Source organism: Haladaptatus sp. HS23, assembly GCF_056892285.1.
The window spans coordinates 332,880-358,882 of sequence record NZ_JBXGLH010000005.1 but is presented as its reverse complement, the minus strand read 5'-3'; the positions used below and the strand labels follow the sequence as shown (position 1 = coordinate 358,882).

General features: G+C 60.7%; 24 protein-coding genes. 13 read left to right on the top strand and 11 right to left on the bottom strand.

The window, feature by feature from the left end; all coding sequences use genetic code 11:
• Nucleotides 1-17: 17 nt before the first annotated feature.
• Nucleotides 18-902, bottom strand: a complete 885-nt coding sequence (locus AC1XDK_RS16430; RefSeq protein ID WP_483351044.1) for an aldo/keto reductase — start codon at nt 900-902, stop codon at nt 18-20.
• A 276-nt stretch (nt 903-1,178) separates the two neighbouring features.
• On the opposite strand from AC1XDK_RS16430, the gene AC1XDK_RS16425 reads away from it, so the two are divergent.
• Nucleotides 1,179-1,307, top strand: a complete 129-nt coding sequence (locus AC1XDK_RS16425) for a DUF7437 domain-containing protein (protein ID WP_483351043.1) — start codon at nt 1,179-1,181, stop codon at nt 1,305-1,307.
• A gap of 69 nt (nt 1,308-1,376) precedes the next feature.
• Nucleotides 1,377-2,774 (top strand): ATP-binding protein, encoded by a 1,398-nt coding sequence (locus AC1XDK_RS16420; RefSeq protein WP_483351042.1) that lies wholly within the window; start codon nt 1,377-1,379, stop codon nt 2,772-2,774.
• 271 nt (nt 2,775-3,045) lie between these two features.
• Here the strand turns inward: AC1XDK_RS16420 and AC1XDK_RS16415 are convergent, their stop codons facing one another.
• On the bottom strand, nt 3,046-4,014 hold the full coding sequence (locus AC1XDK_RS16415; RefSeq protein WP_483351041.1) for a nucleoside hydrolase: 969 nt from the start codon (nt 4,012-4,014) through the stop codon (nt 3,046-3,048).
• Between the two features lie 1,076 nt (nt 4,015-5,090).
• Nucleotides 5,091-5,861: an IclR family transcriptional regulator gene (locus AC1XDK_RS16410; protein ID WP_483351038.1), complete on the bottom strand. Its 771-nt coding sequence runs from the start codon at nt 5,859-5,861 to the stop codon at nt 5,091-5,093.
• A gap of 324 nt (nt 5,862-6,185) precedes the next feature.
• Between AC1XDK_RS16410 and AC1XDK_RS16405 the strand changes: the two genes are divergently transcribed.
• Together AC1XDK_RS16405 and AC1XDK_RS16400 are read left to right on the top strand one after the other, a co-directional pair.
• Nucleotides 6,186-7,187, top strand: coding sequence for a Gfo/Idh/MocA family protein (locus AC1XDK_RS16405; protein WP_483351037.1), 1,002 nt, complete (start codon nt 6,186-6,188; stop codon nt 7,185-7,187).
• 63 nt (nt 7,188-7,250) lie between these two features.
• On the top strand, nt 7,251-7,625 hold the full coding sequence (locus AC1XDK_RS16400) for a RidA family protein (protein WP_483351035.1): 375 nt from the start codon (nt 7,251-7,253) through the stop codon (nt 7,623-7,625).
• Here AC1XDK_RS16400 and AC1XDK_RS16395 read toward each other — a convergent pair.
• Nucleotides 7,609-8,685 (bottom strand): Gfo/Idh/MocA family protein, encoded by a 1,077-nt coding sequence (locus AC1XDK_RS16395; protein WP_483351034.1) that lies wholly within the window; start codon nt 8,683-8,685, stop codon nt 7,609-7,611. The two genes, AC1XDK_RS16400 and AC1XDK_RS16395, sit on opposite strands and share 17 nt — an antisense overlap.
• A gap of 207 nt (nt 8,686-8,892) precedes the next feature.
• On the opposite strand from AC1XDK_RS16395, the gene AC1XDK_RS16390 reads away from it, so the two are divergent.
• Nucleotides 8,893-9,201 carry a HalOD1 output domain-containing protein gene (locus tag AC1XDK_RS16390; RefSeq protein WP_483351033.1) on the top strand — a complete coding sequence of 103 codons (309 nt, stop codon included), beginning with the start codon at nt 8,893-8,895 and terminating at the stop codon, nt 9,199-9,201.
• Here AC1XDK_RS16390 and AC1XDK_RS16385 read toward each other — a convergent pair.
• Nucleotides 9,198-10,178 (bottom strand): Gfo/Idh/MocA family protein, encoded by a 981-nt coding sequence (locus tag AC1XDK_RS16385; protein ID WP_483351031.1) that lies wholly within the window; start codon nt 10,176-10,178, stop codon nt 9,198-9,200. The two genes, AC1XDK_RS16390 and AC1XDK_RS16385, sit on opposite strands and share 4 nt — an antisense overlap.
• Nucleotides 10,179-10,217: 39 nt before the next feature.
• Nucleotides 10,218-11,219: a zinc-dependent alcohol dehydrogenase gene (locus tag AC1XDK_RS16380; protein ID WP_483351029.1), complete on the bottom strand. Its 1,002-nt coding sequence runs from the start codon at nt 11,217-11,219 to the stop codon at nt 10,218-10,220.
• 117 nt (nt 11,220-11,336) lie between these two features.
• Between AC1XDK_RS16380 and AC1XDK_RS16375 the strand changes: the two genes are divergently transcribed.
• The 4 genes from AC1XDK_RS16375 to AC1XDK_RS16360 all read left to right on the top strand — a co-directional run bounded on the left by AC1XDK_RS16375 (nt 11,337) and on the right by AC1XDK_RS16360 (nt 14,690).
• Complete coding sequence (locus AC1XDK_RS16375; protein WP_483351028.1) at nt 11,337-12,227, top strand: Gfo/Idh/MocA family oxidoreductase; 891 nt, start codon at nt 11,337-11,339, stop codon at nt 12,225-12,227.
• A gap of 152 nt (nt 12,228-12,379) precedes the next feature.
• A complete protein-coding gene (locus tag AC1XDK_RS16370; protein WP_483351026.1) occupies nt 12,380-12,514 on the top strand; it encodes a hypothetical protein in 135 nt (44 codons plus the stop codon).
• Nucleotides 12,511-13,602: an ABC transporter ATP-binding protein gene (locus AC1XDK_RS16365; protein ID WP_483351023.1), complete on the top strand. Its 1,092-nt coding sequence runs from the start codon at nt 12,511-12,513 to the stop codon at nt 13,600-13,602. The genes AC1XDK_RS16370 and AC1XDK_RS16365 overlap by 4 nt, the downstream gene beginning before the upstream one ends.
• On the top strand, nt 13,599-14,690 hold the full coding sequence (locus AC1XDK_RS16360) for an ABC transporter ATP-binding protein (protein ID WP_483351021.1): 1,092 nt from the start codon (nt 13,599-13,601) through the stop codon (nt 14,688-14,690). Before AC1XDK_RS16365 ends, AC1XDK_RS16360 begins: the two co-directional genes overlap by 4 nt.
• A 45-nt stretch (nt 14,691-14,735) precedes the next feature.
• On the opposite strand, the gene AC1XDK_RS16355 is transcribed toward AC1XDK_RS16360, so the two are convergent.
• The gene (locus AC1XDK_RS16355; protein ID WP_483351019.1) at nt 14,736-15,752 is read right to left on the bottom strand and encodes a carbon-nitrogen hydrolase family protein; all 1,017 of its coding nucleotides are present in this window, start codon (nt 15,750-15,752) and stop codon (nt 14,736-14,738) included.
• 48 nt (nt 15,753-15,800) lie between these two features.
• A complete protein-coding gene (locus tag AC1XDK_RS16350) occupies nt 15,801-17,213 on the bottom strand; it encodes an amidohydrolase (RefSeq protein ID WP_483351017.1) in 1,413 nt (470 codons plus the stop codon).
• A 96-nt stretch (nt 17,214-17,309) separates the two neighbouring features.
• Between AC1XDK_RS16350 and AC1XDK_RS16345 the strand changes: the two genes are divergently transcribed.
• Nucleotides 17,310-19,001, top strand: a complete 1,692-nt coding sequence (locus AC1XDK_RS16345) for an amidohydrolase family protein (RefSeq protein WP_483351015.1) — start codon at nt 17,310-17,312, stop codon at nt 18,999-19,001.
• 90 nt (nt 19,002-19,091) lie between these two features.
• On the opposite strand, the gene AC1XDK_RS16340 is transcribed toward AC1XDK_RS16345, so the two are convergent.
• Nucleotides 19,092-19,877, bottom strand: coding sequence for an HpcH/HpaI aldolase family protein (locus tag AC1XDK_RS16340; protein ID WP_483351014.1), 786 nt, complete (start codon nt 19,875-19,877; stop codon nt 19,092-19,094).
• A 98-nt stretch (nt 19,878-19,975) separates the two neighbouring features.
• Between AC1XDK_RS16340 and AC1XDK_RS16335 the strand changes: the two genes are divergently transcribed.
• Nucleotides 19,976-20,959 (top strand): GNAT family N-acetyltransferase, encoded by a 984-nt coding sequence (locus AC1XDK_RS16335; protein WP_483351012.1) that lies wholly within the window; start codon nt 19,976-19,978, stop codon nt 20,957-20,959.
• A 70-nt stretch (nt 20,960-21,029) separates the two neighbouring features.
• Nucleotides 21,030-22,484, top strand: coding sequence for an arylsulfatase (locus AC1XDK_RS16330; protein ID WP_483351011.1), 1,455 nt, complete (start codon nt 21,030-21,032; stop codon nt 22,482-22,484).
• On the opposite strand, the gene AC1XDK_RS16325 is transcribed toward AC1XDK_RS16330, so the two are convergent.
• Together AC1XDK_RS16325 and AC1XDK_RS16320 are read right to left on the bottom strand one after the other, a co-directional pair.
• On the bottom strand, nt 22,485-23,801 hold the full coding sequence (locus AC1XDK_RS16325; protein ID WP_483351009.1) for a neutral/alkaline non-lysosomal ceramidase N-terminal domain-containing protein: 1,317 nt from the start codon (nt 23,799-23,801) through the stop codon (nt 22,485-22,487).
• Nucleotides 23,802-23,808: 7 nt separating this feature from the next.
• A complete protein-coding gene (locus AC1XDK_RS16320; protein WP_483351007.1) occupies nt 23,809-25,047 on the bottom strand; it encodes a DegT/DnrJ/EryC1/StrS family aminotransferase in 1,239 nt (412 codons plus the stop codon).
• An 81-nt stretch (nt 25,048-25,128) separates the two neighbouring features.
• On the opposite strand from AC1XDK_RS16320, the gene AC1XDK_RS16315 reads away from it, so the two are divergent.
• Nucleotides 25,129-25,995: a PIG-L deacetylase family protein gene (locus AC1XDK_RS16315; RefSeq protein WP_483351006.1), complete on the top strand. Its 867-nt coding sequence runs from the start codon at nt 25,129-25,131 to the stop codon at nt 25,993-25,995.
• The last annotated feature ends 8 nt before the right edge of the window (nt 25,996-26,003 follow it).

The following is a 26,003-nucleotide window of genomic DNA, read 5'->3' as shown; positions in this document are numbered from 1 at the left end:
CAACGAACTCTCAGTGGTCAATGGTGAAGCTGTTCAGGAACGGGACTCTGGTCGTGGCGTAGTTGCTCGATGAGTGATCGCTGGGCAGCTTCCTCCAGACCGTCATAGCGCTCAGCCGCATCAAGTACCATAGCGACCAACTTTGGGTCGCCTGGATTGATAACACTCGTTAATCCTTGTGCTGCTGCGAAGTCGAATCGTTTCTCGATTTCAGCAGGGGTATCGACTGGATCGTACCAGTTCGCGTACGGGCGATCGTTCTCAGGGAGTTCGTCGGTCGAGGGCCATGGTCCCTTTGCGAATGCTTTGATTCCGAGCGTTCCAATGTCCGCGTCGCTTGCACGGTCGAGTACCGCTTCGTAGTTGTACTCGTCGTCATCCTTGCCTACCACCACTGGGTTCATCGGGAACATCACAGTCTCGAGGTCATCGATGCGTTCGATGGCGTCGAGGATGAGTTGTGGCCCCCCATGACTCGTCAATCCAATGTGGTCGATGAGTCCTTCGTCCTTGGCTTCCCGAAACGCTTCGAGAGCGCCTCCCTCGTCAGTTATCGTTTCCAATTCGTGGTCGTATTCGAGACCGTGTATTTGATAGAGGTCGATGTGCTCGACGCCAAGTCGGTTGAGTGACTGTTCGAGTTTGCGTTTCGCTCCTTCATATCCTCGTTCCTGTGTCTTACAGCCGAGAAATATCTCCTCACGATGCTGGCGGAGTTTTGGCCCTAATTTGAGTTCTGCATCTCCGTACGTCGGCGCGACATCGAAGTGGTTGATATCGTGATCGAGCATGAGTTCGACCATTTGGTTCGCTCCCTCCTGCTCGAGCCAGTTGAGCGCGATGGCACCAAACGTCATGATGGAGCTGTCGTGGCCAGTCGTACCCAAAGAACGAGTTTGCATAGTAATTGATCGCCGTCTATCCACAAAAGCGTATGTCTCGGAGGGTAATTCGCCTTGGCTGAGCAACCAGCGTTTAGCGGTGAGACTGAGGTATTGTTGAGACCGGGGTAGAGTGTGTCCTTCGCGGCAGCGAGAACGGCCGGTTCGGCGAGTGAAGCTGCCATTGCTACAGTTTTCTCAATCTGTAGTCATTAAACTAGCCGTTCGAGAATCTCATCTGATCGGTCACGAATACCGAGTCGCGTACGGAAGTTGAGACTGCTCACATCTGTCCGGATGACATCGCGATTCATGGCTCGTGGGTTGGATCTCTCCGCGCTTGAGGCCGAAACCGTCCTCCAAGAACTTCGTGAGATCCTTCTCGATCTGGAACCCGAAGTTGACACTGAACCAGACAGTTTGTAAAATCACGATTAGTAAAATCACGATTTAGATAATCGCCACGATTATTATCTACTGGCTCAAACTATCCGTATGGCCCCATCGCGGTTCGTCAACCGAGAGAAAGAACTAGACACGTTACGATCGCAGTTTCAACGTGATACTGCCGACTTGAGCGTGATTTATGGACGCCGTCGACTCGGCAAGAGCGCACTTGTTCGTGAAGCGATCGGCGATCGTGATAACGCCGTCTACTGGCAGGCAACCGAGGAAACACCTGAGGCGCAGCTCACTAACTTCGTCGAGACGGCGAGTGAGGTCTTTCCACTTGTAGCTGATATCCAACGCGATTGGGAAGCACTGCTTCGTGCTCTTGGCCGGAAGAATGCAATCGTTGTCCTCGACGAATTCCCTTATCTCATTCAGTCGGATGATGCGCTTCCATCGAAGATTCAACGCGTGTGGGATCTGCAGCTCGAAGAGACGGGAATGACGCTTGTCCTCGTCGGTTCTTCCATCAGCATTATGGAAGACAAAGTTCTCAGTGGCGGAAGCCCGCTGTACGGTCGTCGGACAGCCGCAATTGATCTACCACCGCTTTCACTGGCCGATGCGCGGCAGTTCTATCCAACTGATGGTCCTGATACGATGATCCAATATTGGGGTGTTTTCGGTGGGACGCCTTATTACCTACGGGCGCTCACACAGTCAGCGTCGCTTGCAGAGAATATCCAGTCTCATATTCTCTCTGAACATGGCGTTCTTCACAACGAGCCGGAGTTCTTACTCCGAACGGAATTCGGACTCCGGGAACCTCAGACCTACTATACAATCCTTCGAGCTATCGCCACAGGGAAGCGAGAAGCAAACGAAATTGCAAACTTTGCGGGGGTCGATTCGAATACGCTTGGGTCCTATCTCTCGAAACTCCGCCGTCTTCGATTGGTCGAACGGGACATTCCTGTGACGGCAAACCCTACTGCAACACGTAAAAGCCGATATCGGTTGAACGAACCCTTGTTCCGATTCTGGTTTCGCTATGTCTACGGACAAGAGGAGAAACTCGTTCAGATCGGTAACGATGCCTACGAGCAGCTAGTCGAACCATCGCTCTCTGACTATATGGGATCGATGTTTGAGATCGTATGCCAAGACGCGCTTCCTTCATTAATTCCAAAGACGTACCATGGAATCGGGTATTGGTGGCACCGACAGTTCGAATTAGACGTCGTCGGTCTCGCGAGTGATGGGACACTCGTCGCTGGCGAGTGCAAATACACGTCTCGAGAGATGGATGAGGGCGATTTAGCTGATCTTGAGCGGAGTGCAGCACAGATACAGTGGACACCAGAAAACGGCGGTGATCCTACGATACACTATTGTTGCTTCTGTCGATCTGGGTTTTCAGATGAGCTTCAAGCTACGGCCGAGGAACGTTCCGATATCTCACTGTTCACACCCGACGACATCATCACCCAAATCAGGAAGTAATCAGCTCGTTTCCTTTGTGCTACTTGCTCTCTAATCTTAGGATTGATATTAAGATCACTCTATCAGGCCGGTTACGGACATCGTTAAAACGATCAAGATTCTCTGAGGCTCTTCTTCTCTCGCAATTCACCAGAGGTTGATTTCTCCTACTTCGATGACCGTGGAAGCTAAAGTTAGAATCGATCTTAAGATCAATATTCTCTATCGATTTCCCACTTCCGCATCGCGCGTTCGAACCGTTTCCTCTCGCCGGACGGCAGAGTAGATCCAGTTATAGGGATGCTGTCGACGTCGATTCGAACAGCATGTCCTCGAACATCCGGTGAAACGAGGCGGTGTCGAACGACTCGATAACGGTCGTTCTGGCCTGGCCGTCCGTGACGTCGTCCTCGTCCACCAAGGTGTATCCACGAGTCAGGCCTTCCCGCTCGTCAACGTCGACGTGGTACGTCGCGGCCGATTCGATGAGATCCGGTTCGATGAGTGCTGCCATCAAACCAGCGTCCGGTTGCGTCGTCATGTCTCGTCCCTTTGACTCCTTGTTGAACTCGCGGACGGGGGCGGTTATCTCCGCGAAGAACGATGCGAGTTCGGTGTTGGGACCATTGTCGATTTCGGCCAGCAGCTCGGCGTCGAATACAGTATCTCGGACGGTGACGCCCCAATCGAAGAGAACGATATCGAGATCACGAACCACCCGCTTTGCGGCATCGGGGTCGACCCAGAAGTTGAATTCCGCGGCGGGGGTGACGTTGCCGAGGCAGTTGACGTTCCCGCCCATTACCCACACCTCATCGAGCAATTCGTTCAGGTTTGGCTCTTTCTGGAGTGCGAGCGCGACGTTCGTCAGTGGTGCAATACAGGCGAGCGTGATTTCCCCTGGATTCTTACGAGCCATTTCGACGATGTAGTCCGCTCCGTATTGGTCACCGGAGGGGATTTCGGTATCCGGGAACAGGTTGCCGCCGAGTCCGCCTTCGCCGTGAACGTAATCGGCGTATTCGTGTGTCTTCATGAGCGGTGTTCGTGCGCCTTCGTAGACAGTGACGTCTTCGGCAATGCCCGCCATGTCCAGTGTGTACTTAGCGTTCTCCACCATGTACTCGAATTCGACGTTTCCGGTACAGATGGTAACGCCCTCGACTTCGATGTTCTCGCCTGTCGCTGCGAGGAGAAGTGCCTGCGTGTCGTCGCCTGCCGTATCGGTATCGATAATCACCCGTCGCGTGTCTTCGTTCATAAGGACGAGTACGGAGAGGTCTTTCAAGTAAGTGCTGACCGGATTCGTCGCAGATGACGACACGAGATACACAATCGGATAGTGAAACTAGTCGGAACAATACCACTAATAGTAAAAGAAATTACATAGTGACTTTGATGGTTTACTACGATTTCTGCAAGCTTGACATATATGAATGAAATATCCTATCCTCCGACTCGGTGTGAGCTTTCCCCTATATTATATATCGCAGTATGTGATTTATCGGGGCTCAATTACGCCGTATTAGTAAGGTAGGGTGGTATCCGACCGATTACATTGGAAGTGGCGGTGTCTTGTCTACTGCCGCATAATAATCGGAAGTAAAATAATCTCGGTACCCGCTGCGTTATCCATGTTCGACCGGTATTACTATTTGAAGATACTATACTTCGAGATGACTATTGATGAGACGTGTGTGGGTAGACCTCATTAAAGTTCTCGAAGGGAACGTTCCGGTGAACGGTTCGACGCGATCGAACGATTCGCTTCGATCGTCCCTATACGTTACAGAGTCAGTTGTGTAATGGGGCTTTGGGTGAGCGTTCAGTAGCTCTCCCGGCGATGTCGTTCAATGATTGTAGTGCTACGGAAATTGAGATCAGTCCGTCGCTGCAACACTACGGTCTCGACGGGTTTGTTACCAGTACAGGACTGTTACTGTAATATCATTCCGAAGCGCTCGACTGCGTCACCGTCGCGTATGACATTCTATACCTCGCGAGCCGTTGTCTTCATCCGTTTCCTATCGATTTCCTTGTAATTCGTCATGAATGGAATAACGATACTACACTGTTCGAAGGAACGCTATTACATTACTACTACTGTCATAGGTGTGGAATTGGTTCGGTCTACACCCCCGCATGTGACATTCCTTTTCGGGACGCTGTCTCCCCCGTTCATGTGTACTAAACGAAATTTTCGAAATAACGTCGTACAGCGCGAACCCGTTTCATCCACCTGAACGCTCCACGCGGGTACAGACCGACGAGAGGGAAAAACGTTCAAAGGAGCGGTCGGCGGCGGAAAAGGAGGAAAATAGTGCGAACACGACGCAATCAGATCGATGTCATATTGATTTCAATGATGTTGACGCTTCGTTGTATTCGGTCAGGCAACTCTTCGTGTAGACGGTCCCCCTTCATCCTACTCCGTGGTCCGATGATGCTGATGGCCCCCGCAACGGCGCGGTTCTGGTCGATTATCGGCGCGCCGACCCCGATCAGTCCCTGTATCGTTTCCTCGCTACTGGTAGCGATGCCCGTTTCGCGGATGCCGTCCAGTTCCTCGAGGAGTTGCTCCCGATCCGTTATCGTGTTGCTCGTGACTTCGTCCAAATTCTGCTGGTCGAGGATTTCCATCCTCCGCTCCTCTGGCAGATGGGCGAGTATCGCCTTGCCGACCGCCGTGTGATGGAGTCCCGACTGGTGCCCGACGTACAGCGGCGTTCGAATCGCCTGCTCCCCGTAGGCTCGGTAGAGACAGATTCCGACACCGTGTTCCTCGACGGTGAAGAGTACCATTTCCCCGGTTTCCTCGGCGAGCGCATCGACCTCCTGCTGGACGAGGTCGAAAATCCGAACCCGGTTTCGGGCGTGGTGAGCGATGTCGAGGAACCGAAGTCCGAGGTGGTAGGTGTCATCGTCCTCCTTGACGACGTATCGGCTCCCCTTGAGCGTCGAGAGGTGATTGTAAACGGTCGCCTTCGTGGCACCGATATGCTCCGCGAGTTCGGTGACGCCCGCTCCGTCCAACTCCCCGAGCGCTTCGAGTATCGTCAGCGACGTCTGCACCGCGTTCACGGTGTTTTTCGGCGTGTCGTTTTCCATGGGATGTAAACGAATACCACCCACTTAACTGTTCATCCCTGCTTAACAGCGGCGTGACTATGGTTCTCATGGGTGTCGGTGTCTTACATCACCCTCTCGGCGGTACGGTATGCTGCTTTTGCACGATTTCTCTTTCGTTCCGTCGAACTCCGTTGCTACTTCCAGCGTCGTTTCTCCCGGTTTTTCCGTTCGGCGTTCAGTACCGATAGACGGGTCCTTTTCCGAAATCATATTTCAGTTGTCAAGGAATGGCGTGCCAAACGTTCATATAGTACAGGACGAAGTGAGAGCCATGAACGGTCGAACTCCGGCGGTGATCACGAAATGAGCGCGGTACGAATCGGGATTCTCTCCACGGCGCACGTTCACACCGCCGCATACGCTACTATCGCGGACGAGTCGGACGGCGTCGAATTCGTCGGTGTCGCCGACGACGATGCCGACCGCGGGGTGACGTTTGCCGAAGAACACGGTACCGAACTCCGCGAAACGGACGAACTGCTCGATGCCGTCGACGGAGCAATCGTCTGCTCGGAGAACACCACTCACTCCGAATGGGTCGAACGGGCCGCGACGGCGGGCGTCGACGTGCTCTGTGAAAAGCCGCTCGCGACGACCGTCGACGCCGCCGTCGGAATTCGGGACGCGTGTCTCGATGCGAACGTCGACATCGGCGTGGCGATGCCGCTCCGATTCTCGGAACCCGCGATACGCGGCAAAAAGCAGGTCGAGAACGGCCGAGCCGGGTCCCTACAGTTGCTCGCGGGTACGAACCGCGGACAGCGCCCCGGCAGTTGGTTCGCCGACCCGACGAAGAGCGGCGGCGGCGCGGCGATGGACCACACCGTTCACATCGTGGACCTCGTCCACTGGCTGACCGGCGAACGCGTCGCCGAAGTGTACGCCCAGCACGACACTCGCTTCGAATCGCTCGACGTGGAGGACGTGAACGTCCTCTCGATGGAACTCACCGACGGGACGGCGTTCACCCTCGATGGGTCGTGGAGTCGCCCGGACGAGTGGGACTTCTGGGGGGACGCCACGCTCGAATTAGTCGGCACGAGAGGGAGTATCGACGTGGACTGTTTCGACCAGACGTTCAAACTCACCCGCGATAACGGTCCCCAAACGGGTATCGCGTCCGTCTACTGGGGGTCCGACCCGAACGTGGGCCTCATCCGCGATTTCGTCGACGCCGTGGGAACCGACCGCCGGCCCGAGATATCACCCGACGACGCGGTGGACGCAGTCGCCGTGGTCGAAGCGGCCTACGAATCCGCCGAGTCGGACGACCCCGTTTCGGTATCGTATCCGACTTCCAGCTAACGACCCTGCCGGTCGCACGCTCGGGACGGTATTTTTATGCCCTATCGGGTCTCCGCCGTTGGTATGGAGGAAATCAGTACCGACAACGCACCGGCGAGTATCGGCCCGTATTCACAGGGAATCAAGGACGGCGACCGGATTTACGTCTCGGGCCAAGGCCCGGTCGACCCGGAATCCGGCGACATCGTCGGCGACGACATCCGAACGCAAACCGAACGGACGCTGGAGAACGTCGCTGCCGTTCTCGAAGCGGCGGGGTCATCGCTCGACGACGTCGTCAAAGCGACCGTCTTCGTACGGGACATGAACGACTACGCGGACATCAACGAGATGTACGGCGACTACATGAGTGAGCCGTTTCCGGCGCGAAGCGCCGTCGAAATCGCCGACCTGCCGATAGACATCGGCGTCGAAATAGAGGTTATCGCGTCGGCGTAATCGCCTCGACGGGCACTTCGCGGCCCGTTTCGGCGCTCTCGTAAATCGATTCGATGAGTCGCTGCACGGCGAGTCCTTCTTCGAGCGTGTTGCGCGTGTGTTCCCGAGCGCCGCGTACCACGTCGGTGAAGTACGTCCACTCCTTCACGAATCCGTCGTCATCGGAAAACCCGAGTTCGACGTCGGAGAGCGCGTCCCGGTCCGTGGAGTACAGTTGCACGTCGGTTTCCCCGCCGTCGATGGTGGTTACGAGACCGGCGTCGTCGCCCCGGAACGCGAGTCGCTGTTCCGATTCGTCGTTGCAGGCCCACGCGGCGTGCAGGTCGATGGTCGTCCCATCCACTGTTCGGATGAACGCTCGGGCGTGGTCCTCGACGTCGAACACCCCGTCGTCGCGGGGACTTCCGCCCCACATATTCAGATACGTGTAATCGTCCTTGGTGCCGAACTTCGAATCGGTCGATGCGCTCACCGTCTCGATTTCCGGAAAGCCGAGGATGGAGAGTGCAAGGTGGAGGACGTGGACACCGGTGTCGATGAGGACGCCGCCGCCCGCGATTTCCTTCCGGGTGAACCAGCCGCCTAACTGCGGAATTCCTCGCCGCCGGATGTATTTGGCCTCAACGTCGTACACCGTGCCGAGTTCGCCGTCGGCGACCCGCTCTTTCGCGTCCTCGAACTCCGCGCTGAACGCCTTGACGAACCCGACCATGACTCGTCCGTCGCTTTCTTTCGCCGCTGCGGCGACCTTCTCCGCGGCGGCGTACGTATCCGCGAGCGGTTTCTCGACAAATACGTCGAGGTCCGCTTCGAGCGCGGTAATCGCGCAGTCCGCGTGCAGTGAGTTCGGAACGGCGACGACCACGACGTCGAGGTCGGATTCGTCTATCATCCGGCGATAGCTTTCGTACGTTTCCGTCGCCCCGAACGCGTCGGCGAACGCTTCACCCGCGTCGGCGTCGATGTCGGCGACCGCTCTGACGTTCTCTCCCAGTTCTACCAGTCGTTTGGCGTGAAAACGAGCGATGTTTCCGCCGCCGACGAACCCGATGTCTAACATGGCTTCAGTTACCGCCGAAGTACCCGGTTGTATTAAACCATTGGAGGGAACCGCCTCCCCGTTCTGATTATCGAACATCGTGTTCGTGACAGAAGTCAAGCATTCAAAGTTAAGTTCTGAAGCTTCGACATACCATACCATGACACCCGAGAACACACTACTTTCCTACCGCCCCGGATACGTAATCCGGCGGCTGGAGGTGGAGTGATGAGCGACCACGAACGGTATCATGACGGCGAGAAGGCGACGGCGACCGACGACCGAGGCCACGGTTGGACGCGGCCCGATTCGATTTGTGTTCGGGTCATCGACGCGGTGGTCGACACGATGGGAACCGATACGACGGAGATCGACCCGCTTTACGACTACATCAACCCCGACGCCCTCAACGACCTGTTCAAACCGAGCGAGAACGGTCGACATCGCCGGGGAGGACACATCGAGTTCCAAATGGAAGACCACCTGATACGTATTTCGAGCGATGGCGACATCGAGGTCCGACCGGTAGCCGACTAGTTTCTGTTCACGGGTACGGGCGTCCCCCGTTCCGCGGATTCGATAGCCGAAAGCGAGATGCACATCGCCTCGATGCCGTCCTCGACCGTGACGCACGGCGTCTCCTCGCCTCGGACACACGCGAGGAAATGCTCCAGTTCGAGTCGGTACGGGTCCTTCGTCAGGGGGACGTCGACGGGGTCGCTCGCCGGTGGTTCGCTCGTTTCCGCGCGTACTCGAATCGGGTCGACCGTCCCGCTGTCGAACTCGATGAGTCCGTCGTCGCCCGCGATTTCCAACTCGGTGGCGAACGGAACCTCGTTGGCCGTCGGCCAGCGGGCGTCCACGGTTCCTCTCGTCCCGTCCTCGAAGCGAAGCATCGTCGTGGTGTACTCGTTTTCGTCCCACGCTCGTCGACGGGTGAACACGCTCTCGACATCTCCGATAGTCCAGCGAAGGAAGTCGAAGTCGTGAATCGCGAGGTCGAGCAACACGCCACCGCTCACGTCGAAGTCGTGGAACCACGGATGGGTCGGGGAGACGGGCGATTGACGAAGCGCGCGGACCGTCCCCGGCGTGCCGATGGCACCGGCGTCCACCTGCTCTTTCGCCGCGGCGTACTCCGGGAAGAAACGGAGGACGTGGCCGGGAAGGAACGTAATTCCCGCGTCCGAGACGGCCGCTTCGATGGCGACCGCGTCCTCCAACGTCCGCTCGACGGGTTTCTCACAGAGGACATCGAATCCGCGCTCGGCGGCCGCTTCCACGAGCGGTCGGTGTGTCGCCGTCGGGGTACAGATGTCGACGGCGTCGAGGTCTTCGCCGAACATCCCTTCCGGGTCATCGTGGACGGCAGCGTCGGGTGCGAACTCGGCCGCGAACGCTTCCGGATAACTCGGTGAGCAGACGCCGACGACGTTCGCGCCGTCGATGTCGTCGTACCGAATCGCGTGAACCCGTGCCATGAAGCCGCTCCCGAGGATGCCTATCCGTGTCATGGTTCGTAACTCGCGGCATCCGGCATAAACGTTGTTTCCTCACCACTCGAGGACCACGCCCATCGCTTCCGAGCGGTTCGAGAGGAGGTGGTCGTATAGCTCGGGGGCGTTCTCCGCTGGTTCCGAGTGGCTGACGAGCGGGCCGGGGTCGACGGTCCGTTCGGCGACGAGGTCGAAGTAGAGTTCTGCGTGGCGCTTCTGCGTCCACGGCGCTCCGGGCGTCTCCCGAGGTGGGTGCGAGGAGTTGTGAGCGCCGATGATTTCGTAACTTGGCGCGTTACAGCGCTCGTGGAGGTCGATGGTCGAGGGACCGGTGGGACTGGACAGCACGACGAATCGACCTTGCTCCCTGAGCAGGTCGAACTCCGTCGGAATCACGTCCGGGTTCCCGGTCATCTCCACGACCACGTCCGCGAGGCGGCCGTCCGTTAGGTCCGTCACTCGTTCGTCCACGTTTTCGGCCGTCGAGTCGATACCGAGGAATCCCGATTCGTCGGGGAGGAAGTCGAGTCGAGACCGGGCGACGTCGATACCGACGACAGGGCGGGCACCCGCGAAGTGGGCGATTCGGGCGGCGAACTGGCCGAGCAGGCCGAGGCCGTAAACGACGGTCGTTTCGCCCCACGAGACGCGCCCGCGACGAATACCGTTCATCACGATTTCCGCGATGGTGAAGAAGACCGCCTCCTCGTCCGAGACGGTATCCGGGATGAATCGGCACTGTTCGACGTCCGCGACGACACGTCGCTGGTGAGGGTTGTACGTGGCGACGCGCGTATCGAGGAGGTCGTCGTCGACGTTTTCCCCTGTCTCCGTGATCACGCCGATGTTGTTGTAGCCGGGTTCGAAGGGGTACGAGGAGAGTTCGTCCCACCTCGACCCGGGCGGCGCTTCGCCGGAGAGAATCGCCAGTTCGGTGCCGGTGCTAACCAGGGTTCGTTTGGTGTCGATAGCCACTTGTTCGGGGCCGGGTTCCGGCGAGGGTCGCTCCTCGAACGCGACGGATTTCGGGCCGTCGAAGACGACCGTTTCGTTCGTCATACCACCGCAACGGACCCTGGGGGAGTTAACCCTTGGTGCCGCCAGTCCGGCACGTATCTGTCCGAAGACAGTATCGGAGTAACAATTAAGACCCACCGCCGTACATGCTGTATATCGATGTTAGATATCGGACTCGTAGGCTTAGACACGAGTCATCCCGAAGCGTTTGCGCGGTTGATCGACCAACGCGACGACGCGACGGTCGCCGCCGTCTGGGACGGCGGCGCGGTTCGGGACGACGAGTATGTGAGGAAATTCTGCGAACAGTACGACGCGACATGCCACCGGGACCCCACGGGTATGCTCGGGACGGTGGACGCCGTGATGGTTCTCACGGTGAACTGGAACACACACCGGCCGCTCGCCGTTCCCTTCCTCGAAGCGGACGTCCCGACGTTCATCGACAAGCCCATCGCGGGCCGACATGAGGATATCGACGCTATCGCCGCCGCGGCCGGTGACACTCCGCTCTTCGGTGGGTCCGCTATTCCCTTCCATCCGCGTCTCACGGCGTTTCCAACGGCACAGCCGAACCGAACGGTGTACTGCACGGGGTACAACGACCCCTTCTATTACGGCGTTCACTTGACGGACACGGTCGGCATGCTCGTGCGGGATACGTGGACGCGAGTGACCCCGAAGAACCGCCCCGGGTCGGTCGTCGATATCGAGTTCGAGAACGACTCGCACGTGACGCTGCAACTGGAAGGACCGAACGAAAACCCCGCGTTCGGGATTCTCGACGTTCACGACCGGACGCGAACCGCCCGTATCGGTTCGGGGGCGGACGAGTATCAGCAGATGTACGGCGACTTCCTCGACGCGTTCCTCGACTCGGTTCGCGGCGAGCGTCACGCCAACACCAGAATCCTGAACTCCGCGTCCCTCCTCCTCGCGGTCCAGACCGCGCTTCGGACGAATCAGGTGATCACCCCGACTCACACGCAACTCGAAGAGATGCACGTGGAAAGCGAGGAGTTCCTCGCGGACTACGCACCCTACGCGTGAGCAAAGCGAGATGGACGAGTTCACCGGGACACCGAATCGGCGGTTGTCATAGCGAATATCTCATATTATAGTGAGGTCCTTCGGAGAAAATAGTGGTATGTCTCCACACACCAAAAGATATAACACGGTCCCACTACCCTTCTACCTATATCATGGTTCTCGACCCCCAGTCCAACCACCGATTCCCCCCGTTCGGAACGGGATGCAGTGACCACGACCCGGCGGCGGTCTCGACCGCGACCGATTCGTGTCCCGTCCTTTCGGCGGGGGTGGGTGGTCGGCCATGACCACTCGGTTCGACGATGGAGACCAATCGATGACAGTGAGCGAAACCGACAGCAGGGTGTACAGGAGTTCGGACCCGATTCTCGAAGTACGAAACGCGACCGTCAGGTTCGACATGGAGCGGGGCGAATCCCGCGTCCTCGACGACGTGAGCTTCGACATCGAGCGCGAGGAGATACTGGGTGTCGTCGGCGAAAGCGGGTCCGGCAAGTCGATGTTCGCCTCGGCGCTCCTCGACGCCGTCGTCTCCCCCGGCGAACTGAGCGGCGAGATAACGTACTATCCCACGCCCGACAATCCGATAGACCTGCTGAATCTCAGCAAACGGAAACTGCGAAAAGTGCGGTGGGAGGAGATTTCGATGGTGTTCCAGGGTGCGATGAGTTCGTTCAATCCGACGATGGACATTCGGACGCACTTCGTCGAAACGCTGAAAGCACACAGCACGGACGTCGAAGAGGGGTTGGACCGTGCTCACGAACTGCTGTCGGACCTCTATCTCAACCCCGAACGCGTCCTCGATTCGTACCCGCACGAACTTTCGGGCGGCATGCAACAGCGGACACTCATCGCGCTGAGCATGGTATTGGAACCGAAGGTGCTCGTGATGGACGAACCGACCGCCGCGCTCGACCTCCTCATGCAACGGTCGATTCTTCGGCTTCTGAAGCAGGTACAGCAGAAGTACGAAATCGCGATGGTGTTCATCACCCACGACCTGCCGCTGGTCGCCGAACTCGCCGACCGACTCGCGGTGATGTACGCCTTCGAGTTCATCGAGTTCGGACCGACCGAGTCGATACTCCGGGACGCCGCCCACCCGTACACCCGGTCGCTGCTGAACGCGACGCCGAATCTGGCGACGCCGCTCGACAACATGAACCCGATTTCGGGGTCGGCTCCCGACCCGGTCGATACCCCCGTCGGCTGTTCGTACAACCCGCGGTGTCCGCTCGCGGACGGGTTGTGCCAAGAGGCGTCTCCCGACTTCCACCAGGTCGATGACGACCACCATGCGGCCTGTTTCCACTGGGACGAAGCGGCGGACGAAATTCCCTTTTCACTCAAGGGTGCGGAGGAGGGACGATGAGCCCCGACCCCGTGATTTCGCTCGAAAACGTGCAGGTCGATTTCGAGAGCGACAACGGCCTGCTCGGTGCCTTCTCGGAACCCGATGTGGTCAACGCCGTCAACGGCGTCTCGCTCGAAATCCCGGAGAAGAAAGTCGTCGCCCTCGTCGGCGAGTCCGGGTGTGGGAAGACGACGCTCGGGAAGACGGCCATCGGTCTCCAGCGCCCGACGAGCGGGAGCGTGAAGTACCGCGGGCAGGACATCTGGGAGGCGCGCGACGGTGGAGACGACGTCGAGATTCCGTACCGGGACATCCGGCGGTCGCTCCAGATAATCCACCAGGACCCCGGAAGTTCGCTCAACCCGAACCAGAAAATCGTTAAATCGCTCGGCGCGCCGCTGAAGAAATGGCAACCGGGACTCACGCGCGAGGACCGGCAGGCACGCATTTACGGCATGCTCAACAGGGTCGGCATGTCGCCGCCGGAGGACTACGCGAACCGCTACCCGCACCAACTGTCCGGTGGCGAGAAGCAGCGCGTCGTGTTGATTCGTGCGCTCCTGATGAATCCGGACCTCATCCTCGCCGACGAGGCGATCAGTGCGTTGGACGTGTCGCTGCGCATCGAGATGATGGAACTGCTGCTCGAACTGCAGAACCAGTTCGACACCTCGTTCGTCTTCATCTCCCACGACCTCTCGAACGCCCGCTACCTGACCGAGAAGTCGGACGGACTCATCGGCGTCATGTACCTCGGCGAACTCGTAGAAATCGGCCCCGCAGAACAGATACTCGAAAACCCGCGTCACCCCTACACGAAGGCGCTGCGCTGGGCGACGCCCGACCTGTTGCCCGGCGACGACGGCGAGGTTCCGCTACGCAACATCGACATCCCGGACCCGGTGAACCCCCCGACCGGTTGTCGGTTCCACACGCGCTGTCCCGAGGCCCGCGAGGCCTGCAAACGCTCGTCGCCGGAATCGCAAATCATCAGCGGCGAACACCGGGCCGCCTGCTTCCGGGAGGAGACGACCCACGAGTACTGGAACAGCCCACCGCTCGACGGGGCCGAGCAGTCCGGCGACGCGGAAACCGCGGACGAATGATTTCGTCCCGTTATCCCTGTTTTCCACCAATCCGGTTCAGTCCCGTTACGGTTCCCACTCGACTTCGGGAAACTCCTCCGCACCGAGTCGCGCTTCGGGGGCTTCGTCGATACACGCGCGGCCGGTCCAGTCGAGGTAGTCCCGGTACGTGACCATCCCGAACTCCGATTCGAGGTCGGCGACCGTCACGTTCTCCGACCGGGATTCGAGCGCGAACGTCTCGTTCCCCCGCGAATCGTGGTAAACGACGTCGGGATGGCGCGCCTGAATCTCTTCCACCGCTCGGCGGTTCGTGGGAATTCGCGTGAACGTCTTCCAATCGGTGTTGAGTTCGGCGAACGCGAAACGCGCCGTGCCGCCGCTCTCCAACTCCGCGAGTGGTTCCTGTCCCTCCCAGAGTCCGACGTTCCGAGCGGCGACCGCTCCGGTCGGGCGGACGACTTCGGCCGCGCTCGGGAACGCCTTCACGATGTGGTAGCCGTAATCGCGCCCCCAGTGACGGAGGCGCTCCTCGCCGCGGAGATGGCTACAGAAAAAGAGGAGATCGGTGCGGTTTCGGGCGTACTCGATACCCACCTCCGGGTACATGAGGTCGAAGCAGACCGCCGCACCGACGCGCCCGAACTCCGTCTCCCAGACCGTCGCCTCCCGTCCGGGGCGCAGTCCGTATCCCATCTCGCCGACGGTCGGTCGGAGTTTCCGATAGCGGCCACCGACCTCCCCGCCCGGGGTGATGAACGCCACGGAGTTGTAGTACTCGTCGCCGTCACGCTCCGTCATCGGAAGCAGGACGTAGCTCCCGAGGTCCGCGGCTTTCGCCGCGATGGCGTCGATAGCGGGACCCGGAATCGTTTGTGCCGCCTCGATTCGCTCCTCGCCGACGGTTCGTCGGTGGAGCATCTGTTCCGGGAAACTGACGAAGTCCGGGTTCCAACGTGCGGCCCTGTCGAGGCTTTCCAAAACGTTGTTCAAATTGTATCCGACCCTGTCTTCCGGCGGTTCCCCGAGTTCGTCGTCGGTCGGCACTTCGAGTGCGACCGAGAGGATGCGTGCGGTTCGCATGGTTTCCGATTCCGCGAAAACGAGTTATAGTTTCCGACGGGACGCCGTTCAGTCGGAGGGCTCCGACGGCGACGATACCGACTCCGGGAGCGGCGTCTCGTACCCACCGCCGTCGTTCCGTTCGAACTCTTCACGCACCGCGCGAAGCGTTTCGGGGTCCGAGAGGAGTTCCGCGGCCGTTCCCGCGAGGACTTTCGCGGCGTAGACCATCCCCTTGGACGCGAAACTCCCGTTGGCGGCGACTGCCTGCCACGAGTGAGCGTTCGTTCCGACGGGCCACGTCGCCGCCCAGAACTGCCCGAGCGGGACGATTCGACTGACATCGCCGACATCCGTGGACCCCGAACGCGTCGTGCCGGCGTCGTACGCGGGGAGGGGTTCGGTGTATAACGCGTGTGAATTCACCTCCTCGAACACGTCCGACGGGAGGTCAGCGAGTTGACCGTCTATCGTCTCCCGCGAGAGCGATTCCTTGAGGTCGGCGGCGAACGCGTGGTCGTCGTCCGTGTACGGAATCGCGTCGAGTCCCTCCATCCGTTCGGACATGACCTCGCCGATGGTCTCGTTCGGGAGGACGCCGTGACATCCGGTGAGGAACTCGCGCTCCACGTCGGTTCGCGTCATCGTCGCCGCGGACTCCGCGATGTCGTCCAGCCACGTCTGGATGTCCTCGACAGTCTCCCGCTCCGGAGCGCGGACGAAGTACCAGACCGTCGCGTTCGCGGGAACGACGTTCGGCGCGTCCCCGCCATCGACTATCGAATAGTGTACCCGTGCGTCGTCCGGGACGTGTTCGCGCATGTACTCCACGCCGGTGTTACACAACTGGACCGCATCGAGGGCGCTCCGACCCGATTCGGGGGACGCCGCGGCGTGTGCTGACTCGCCGCTGAACTCGTATCGGACCGAGTTGAGCGAGAGCGTACTCGACATGAAGGGGGAGTTGTATCGTCCCGGATGCCACGTCAGTGCCGCATCGAGGGCGTCGAAGACGCCCTCGCGGGCCATGAACACCTTTCCGACGAGCGTCTCCTCCGCCGGACAGCCGTAGTACGCGACGGACCCGTCGAGTTCCCCGTCGGCGATGGCGTCTTTGAGCGCGATTGCAGCGCCGACGCCCGCGACGCCTAACAGGTTGTGGCCGCATCCGTGCCCCGGTTCCCCTTCCTCTATCGGTTTTCGCTCCGCGGCCACCTCCTGTGACAGTCCGGGGAGGGCATCGAACTCCCCGAGGATTCCCACGGTCGGTTCGCCGTCACCGTAGCGAGCGACGAACGCCGTCGGCATCTCGCTGATATCTGTGGTGACTTCGAACCCTTCTCCCCGAAGCGCCTCGCGGAGTCGCTCGGACGATTCGTGTTCCGCTAACCCGAGTTCGGGTCGATTCCACAGGTCCCTCGAAAGTTCGGTCAGAAAGTCGCGTTGCTGTTCCACTCGTCGAACGACTGCGTCCGATTCCATGGGATGCAATGACACGACCGGCGAATAAGCCTTCTCCTACCTGCCCACCCACCGACAGAAAGTTTAATTCGACCGGGTGTGGGTATTCGTTCGTCGATGATAGACAGTCACTTTCACCTGTGGACGCAGGACGAGTCTACGCCGGAGAAACGAGCGGAACGAGCGGAACAGATACGCGGCGAGATGGACGCGCTCGGCGTGGATAAGATATGTCTGATAGGGAACGTCGGGACGACTATCGAGGAGTGTTACGAGTCCAACCGAATCGTCGCAAAGTACGTCGAGGAGTATCCAGACCTGTTCTACGGATGGGCGCGGGTGGACCCCGAACTCGGCGAGGAGGCGGTACGGGAGTTTCGCCGGGCAGTCGAGGAGGACGGCCTCCTGGGACTGAAACACCACTTCATGCCGACGACCACCTCGATTTCCGACCCGGCGTTCTTCCCGCTCGCCGAGGCCGCGGTGGACATGGACGTTCCCATCATCGCCCACGTGATGCAACGCCTCGACGTGGACAAGGAAAACTGGGACGAGAGCGAGGCGCACACCGAGGACGTGATGGCGCTCGCACAGCGGTATCCCGACCTGAAACTCATCTCCGCCCACATCGTCGCCGGCGGTGACGCGGAGTACCGAATCAAGAACGTCGAACATCAGGACAACGTCATCCTCGATATCTCGGGCAGCAACTGCGAGACGGACATGATAGAGATGGCCGCCGAGTACGTCGGCGTCGACCGCCTCGTCCACGGGACCGACACGTGGCTCCTCCCCGGCGTCGGGAAAATCGACGGTATCGATTTGACCCCCGAGGAGAAGGCGACCATCGCGTACAACATGGAGAACCTCCTGCCCGATTCCGTCCCCAACAAATACGACGAGGAAGAACTGGCAGAGCGTCGGGAGCAGGCTAAAATCCGGTTCGAAGAACGCGCCCAACCGCGCGAGGAGACCATCGTCACCGTGAACTCCTGCGTCGGCCACTGGCCGTTCCGCTCCCTCGATTCCTCGCCCGACGACCTCGTCTCGCTGATGGACCGAAAAGGGGTGGACCAGTCGCTCGTCTCCTCGTTCGAAAGCGTCCTCTACCGCAACTGCCACGAGGGAAACCGCGAACTCGCGGCGTCACTTCGTGGCTACGAGGACCGACTGATTCCCGTCGCGACCATCAACCCCGACTACACCGCTTGGCGACAGGACTTGGACGAATGTGTGAACGACTTCGGTATGCGCGCCGTGAAACTACTGCCGAACTACCACGACTACGACCTCGACGACCCGGAGACGAAGGCGCTGTTGGACCGCTGTGCCGAACTGGACGTCCCCGTCATCATCACCGCCGTCCTCGAAGACCAGCGCGGCCGTCATCCGCGAGTCCTGTTACGCGGGTACGAAGACGGCGGGTCAAGGTATTTCACGGAGGACCACATCGACGCCCTCATCGACTTGCTCATGTCGTGTCCCGAGACCGACGTCATCGTCGCCGACCTCTGGTCGAACGTCGAGCGCGTCCACCGCGAAACCTGCACGAAACGAAAGGAGGGCGTTCGATTGAAGAACGCGGTTCGAACCGGTCGGACGCTGTTCACCATCGACGACCTCTTCCTCTACTTCACCCATCAAGTGGCCGAAGTCGCGGCAACGGTCGGGCCGGACCATCTCGTCGTGGGGCCGAAACTCCCGCTCAGGATTTTCGACTCCTATTACAACTACGTCGAACATCTCCCCCTGGACGAAGCGGAGACCGACTTGGTGCGGAGCGAAAACGTCCGGTCGCTGCTCGAATGACGGTCGGTCGTGGGTGCGTTCGAATGCTGGTCCGTCGTCCGGTCGCTATTCGAACGACGCTCGGTCATCGAGGAGTCGTCCGAACGACGCTCAGTCGTCCGTCCTGATTTCGTCCAATCGCGGTCCTAACACCGACCGCACCGCGGAAACCTCGTCGCCGATTCGGAGTATCCGATAGCCGTCTTCGATAGCATTCCGCGCCTCTTTGACCCCGTTTCTGATGCCGCCCAGTGGGACGTTTTCGCCGATCGCGGCCGCTCGAACCGTCTCTATCGCGTCAAGTACGGTCGGGTGGGTCGTCTCGAACGGGTGGCCGAGCGAAATGGACAGATCGCTCGGCCCGACGAAGACGAAGCCGAGGTCCGGCACCGCGAGGATGTCGTCCACGTTTTCGACAGCAGTTTCGTTTTCCAGCATGACGCCGATACGGACGGTCTCGTCCTCCCGCGTCGGATACCCGTCCGGCGGGTTCCCCCACCGGGACGAATACCCGGCCGCCGCGCCGCGGTCGCCCGGCCCGCCGTCGTACGCGAACCGCCCCGCTCGGACGACGGCGCGGACCTCCCCTGCCGTTTCGACCCGCGGGACGAGGACGGTTCGAACGCCCGCGTCGAGGACCTTGCGGACGGTGTGTGGCTCCCGTCCAGGGATACGGACGAGTAACTCGGTTTCGGCGAGGTCGGCGGCGCGCACGAGGTGTTCGAGCGCCGCCGCGTCGTCCGCGCTCGGGCCGGTGTGTTCGAGGTCGACCCACACGAAATCGAACCCCAACTGTCCATACACTTCGACCAACGTCGGCGAGATGGCGGTCGCGCGCGCGCCGAGGGCGGCGTCGTTCGATTCCAAACGGTCGTGAATCCGGGTACGGGTACCCATGACACACACAGGCATGGAATGGTCCTAAAGATTGGTTTCTCCTTCGTGTCGTTCGACCAGTACGAAGGGCTAAATGGTGTGGTTTCCCACGTATCCCAATGACCGAGCCAGTGGAAATTCGTTCGGCGAGCGGCTGGGACGAAGTGGAGGAAACCGCCGCCCGTGCCGGACGCGCGTTCCCCGACGAGACGTTCGAACTCTTCCGACGGCGCACGATTGGCGCCCCGTCGTTGCCCCTCGAAAACACCTTGCTGTTGCTGGTCGACGGCGAAATCGCCAGTTCGCTCCAAATCTACCAGCGCCAGTGTTTCCTCGGTGGACGGCTCGAACACGCGGGGGCCATCGGCAACGTGATGACGATTCCGGAATACCGTGGGGAAGGCCACGCCAGTACGCTTCTGCGGTCGGCCGTTTCCTTTCTCGTCGAACGCGGCGTACCGGTTTCGTTCCTCATCGGCGACCCGGGATTCTACTCGCACCTCGGGTGGCGACGGCTTCCGTCCACGAAACGCGTCGCCACCGACCCGCCGACCCTTCCGTCACGCTCCGACGCAGACGCGACGTGGATTCCGTTCAACGAGGACTGTCTCTCCGAACTCGTGGACCTGTACCGTCGGTCGTTCGGCCAACGGGACGGGACGTTCGCCCGCCCGTCCGCGCTCTGGAACGGATGGATATTCCACGAACTGGTGGACCGAGACGACGTTCTGCTCTACGAGGAGGGCGGCGAGGTCCGCGGCTACCTCGCATACTCCGTGACCGAAGGGGCCGCCGTCTGTCACGAAACCGGGTATCTCGGCGCGGACGAGGAACGGTTCCGTGTCGACTGTTGGAACGCGCTCTCCGAGCGCGAGCAGGGACGCATCGTGTGGGAACCACCGCTCGGCGTCCTCTCTGACTCGCTCAACGACGCCGGTGTGTCGCGCTCCGAGGAAACGATGCTCGAGGCCACCGGCGAGGCCCCCATGGTCCGCCTCCACGACGGGTGTTCACTCGACGGAGGGAGAGTCGATTCGACGGGTGAACTGGCGAGTCGGGTCGCCCGCCCGGACTGGTTCTGGTCGACGCTCGATAAGTTCTAACCCTTCCACGTGACGCCGTTCGACCCTCTCACGCCTACATCTATTTATCCGCGCCGTGCACAGTGTCCTCATGGTCAATCGACCGAACATACTGTTCATCATGACCGACCAGCACCGAGGCGACTCCATCGGTGCCGATCCCGCGAGTCCGGTCGACGGTGATGGCAGACCGCTGATTCATACCCCGAACCTCGACAGTTTCATCGGCGACGGCGCGATGTTCACGCGCAACTACTCCCCGTCGCCGTCGTCCATCCCGGCGCGTCGAAGCCTCCTCACGGGTCAAACGGCATACGGAAACGGCTGTCCCGGGTGGAAGACGACCCCGTGGACGTTCGAGACGACGCTGCCCGGCGAACTGTCGAAGGCAGGGTATCAGACGAAACTCACCGGGAAACTCCACTCCATCCCGAACCGCAACCACTGTGGCTTTCAGGACATCGAACAACACGAGGGGTTGTTCGACTTCCCCGACGACGACTACACGAAGTGGATGGAACGCGAGAGCGACGGGAAGTTCGACGAGACGTCCCACGGATTGGGACGAAACTCGTGGGACCCCCGCCCGTGGCACCTTCCCGAACACTACCACCCGACGAACTGGACGACGAACCGCGCCCTCGACTTCCTGGACGAACGCGACCCGACCCGTCCGTTCTTCCTCAACCTCTCCTACGTCCGTCCGCACACGCCGTTCGACCCACCACAACCGTACTGGGACATGTACGCCGACCGCGACATTCCCGGTCCGTATCGGGGCGACTGGGCTGACGAGTTCTACGGCGAGAAGATTCCGACGTATCCGATGGCCCAAGCGTGGGTCGCCGACCTCTCTCCCACCATCGAACACAGGGCGCGAGCGGGATACTACGGCCTCATCACCCACATCGACCAGCAGATAAAACGCGTCCTCGACAAACTGCGGATTCGGGACGAACTCGAGGACACGTTCATCCTCATGTGCGCCGACCACGGCGAGATGCTGGGCGACCACTACCTCTGGCGGAAATCGTACGGCTACGAGGGGTCGGCCCGCGTGCCGATGCTGATGAAGTTTCACGAGTCGATGGATGCCGACCGCGAACAGGTCATCGGCCGGCCGACCGGATTAGAGGACATCATGCCTACCCTGTTGTCGGTGGCGGGTGCGGACGTCCCCGATTCGGTCGAGGGCCGCAACCTGCTCGAACTCGTGGAGAACCCGGACCGAACCGACTGGCGGGAGTGGTACCACGGCGAACACACGCCCGGAACCTACGACGTGGAAAACGCGAACCAGTACATCGTGGACGAGGGGATGAAGTATATCTACTATCCCGTGACGGGCGACGAACTGCTCTTCGACCTCACGACGGACCCCGGCGAGACGGTCGATTTGAGCGCCGACCCGGACGACGAGTCGGTAGTCGAGGAGTGGCGTGGACGGATGGTCGAACAGCTCCGGGGGCGGCCGGAAGGGTTCGTGAAAAACGACGAACTACAGACCGTCGCGCCGGAGACCATGGAAGACGAGTGGATAAACTAGTCAGGAAACCAAATCGAATCCCGCGTCGCGGAATTCGAGTATCGCTTCCGGCGCGATTTTCGCCATCCGAACTTCGTACCCGATGTTCTCCAACTCGGCGAGCGTCGGCACGTAGCCGACGTAGCCGTCCGCGTATCCGGCCAACACGAGCGTTTCGGCCGTCGCGCACGCGGCGAATCGGCGGCCGTGTTCGAGGAGTATCTCCCCCGGAATCCCCAGAATTCCGACCGGACCGACTTCGACGTATCCCACGCTCGCCGGGAGCCGTTTCGCATCCCAGTCGGCGATGGCGAGCAACGACTGGACGTATCGCTGGTTCCACCGCCGACTCGTGATGGCGTCGTCGTTCCCGTCGGCTTCGAGTCGGTCGATTTCGGCTTCGAGGTCGGCTAATCGCACCTCGATTTCCTCGCGCGGCGGGACCGACTTCAGCGGGAGGCGGAGTTCCCGACGGTCGGCGAGGAGTTGCGGGGTGACGATGGCGTCCGACTTCCCTGCTCTCGCGCGTGCGCGAATGACATCTTCTCCGACCGAGGCACCGACCTCCTCCATGTACGAGTACACCACCTCGCCCTCTCGTGGTTCGGACGAGTCTCGCGGGTTGATGTCGCCCGCCGCACCGTTGACGAACAGCACCCGTTCGGCCCCCGTCTTCGCGGCGACGTGGGCGCAGGCGTAGCCCGGCCAATCCGCGGAGAGAAGCGTCTCTCCCGGTGTCGTGCAGACGGGATGGCAGGCGAAGTTGAACAGGACCGTCTCGGTTCCCGATTCGGTCGTCACCACGAGCGCCGTGACCGTCGGGTCGACGGGACCGTGTGGCATCCGAACGTTCCCACCGACACCACCGGCGGCGCGGCGGTTGACCGGTACGTCCGTGTTTTCCGCGCACCCGACGGACATGGTGGCGGGTTCGAGTGCGCCGTGGGCGTCCGTCACGCTCCCGACGATGCCGTTCTCGATTTTCCGGACGGTTTCCGAAACGTCCGCTTCGACCGAAAGCAGCGGGTCGCGGTCGATGACCGGCGCTGGGACGTAGGGTCCGGCGTGGGTGTGGGTCGCGGTCAGGACGAGTTCGTCGAGGTCGATTCCGGCGGCGGACACTCGTCTCCGAACGCGAATCGAGAGTTCGCGGGAGACGTTGAGGAGGTCGACGCAAACGATGCCGACCGTCGTCGCGCCGTCGGACAGAACCAACGCCTTCGCCGACAGCGGGTCGTGAACTCCGGTCGAGAGACCGTCTCTGGCCCCGTAGCCGCTCATCGGGACCGGCGAATCGGGCGTGATATCGCGAGTCGCGCTTCCGGCACGGAACGTCATCGAGAAATCAATCCCACGAGCGCAGTTCGTCGGTGTTTGCCTGTATCTTGCGAATCGCGTCGGCGATGGAGCGGATTCCCGCCTCGTCGGCGAGGAGGACCGTGTGCGAGAAGGCGACGTTCTCCCGGCAGAGGCGCTCCGCGCCGGGGAGGTGGAGCGTCCGGTAGTTCGGGAGCACGGTATCCCGGGGCAACAGCGCCCGAACCTGTTCGCGGTAGAACGCCGGTTGTCGGTAAATCGGCATCTCGTAGCCGTCGCCCACGGGGACGCCCTCCGTGTTCATCGCCTCGATGAACGCGTCACGGCTCACCCCGTCGAAGGCGTCCTCGTCGTATCGGAAGTTGAACAGGCAGTATCCCCGTGCCGTGATTCGCTCGTCCCGCGGCTTGGTGGTGATGCCGTCGATGGAGTCGAGTTCCTCCCGCAGTATCGCCTCGTTTCGCTCCCGTCTCTCGTTTTCCTCGGGGAGCGTTTCGAGTTGGGCGAGCGCGAGCGCCGCCGCCATCTCCGAGAGGCGACCGTTCGAGGAGAGGGTTCGGTGGTGGTACCGCGTCTCGCCCTGCAAGCGACCGATGTTGTGCATCAAGCGGATGCGGTCGGCGATGACGTCGTCGTCGGTGACGACGATACCGCCCTCGCCGCTCGGCAGGGACTTGCTCTCTTGGAAGGAGAAGGTGCCCACGTCACCGATGGCACCGACCTTCCGTCCCTTCCATTCGCTTCCCTGTGCGTGTGCCGCGTCCTCTATCAGGAAGAGGTCGTTGTCCTCGATTATCGGGAGGATTTCGTCGAAATCCATGGGATAGCCGGCGAAGTGAACGCCGACGACGCCGACCGTCCGGTCGGTGATTACATCCTCCAGCGACTCGGGGTCGATGTTGTACGTCTCCGGGTCCGTATCGACGAACCGCGGGACGGCACCGACGTAGGGAACCGCGCTCGCGCTGGCGATGAACGAGTAGGACGGAACGATTACTTCGTCGCCGGGTTGGACGCCGCACGCGCGGAGGGCCAACTCGATGGCGATGGTTCCGTTGCTCACCGCGATGGCGTGTTCGGCGTCGTGATAGTCCGCGAATTCGGCTTCCAACCGGTCGCAGTACGTTCCGCCGCCGTTTCGGCACCAGTTCCCGCTTTCGAGCGCGTCGTTGACGTACTCCCTGCACGTGTCGGTTATCTGTGGCCATTCCGGAATCTGCAACGGTTCGGCCGCTCTCGGCCCACCGTTAAGCGCTAGCTCTGACATCGGACAGATGGACCTCAAAGGGCAACACGATAAAGATTGCCTCGGAAACGGTTTTGTACCCCTCCGCGAGAGGTAGATTCGATGCCAAAATTCGACGTTTCAGTTCCGACGTTCGACGTCTCGGTCCCCGAGGACCGACTCCGTATCCTGATCATCGGCGCGCACATGGACGACCCGGACCTGCGCGCTGGCGGCACGGCGGCGAAGTACAGCGCGCTCGGCCACGACGTGTTGTTCGTCTCGCTCACCAACGGCGAGGCGGGCCACCACGAAATCGGCGGCATCGAACTCACCCGCCGCCGCCGGGCCGAGGCGCAGAACTCCGCCGACGTCATCGGCGTCGAGTACGTCACCTACGACATCCACGAGGGCGAACTCACGCCGTCCATCGAGAACCGAAACACGGTGATTCGACTGATTCGGGAGTACGAACCCGATTTGGTCGTCACCCACCGCCCGAACGACTACCATCCCGACCACCGCTACACCGCCGATTTGGTGCAGGACGCCGCCTACATGGTCACCGTCCCCAACATCTGTACCGGGACGCCGCACCTCACGTACAACCCCGTCATCGCCCATCTCCCAGACGACTTCCGGAAACCGACGCCGTTCGACCCGGACGTCGTCGTTTCCATCGACGACGTCATCGACGAGAAGATGGAGATGCTCCACTGCCACGAGTCACAGATGTACGAGTGGCTCCCGTACAACATCGGAAAGGCGGACGAAGTGCCGGACGACGAGGAAGGACGCCGCGAGTGGTTGCGAAACCGCTACCTGCCCGAGTTCGCCGCCGTCGCGGACCGCTACCGCGACCTGCTCATCGAACAGTACGGAGAGGAGCGAGGACGGGAGGTTCAGTACGCGGAAGCGTTCGAACACTGTGAGTACGGCGGGCAGTTGACGGACGAGAACAAACCGGTGCTGTTTCCGTTCGGCCTCTGAACGGGACT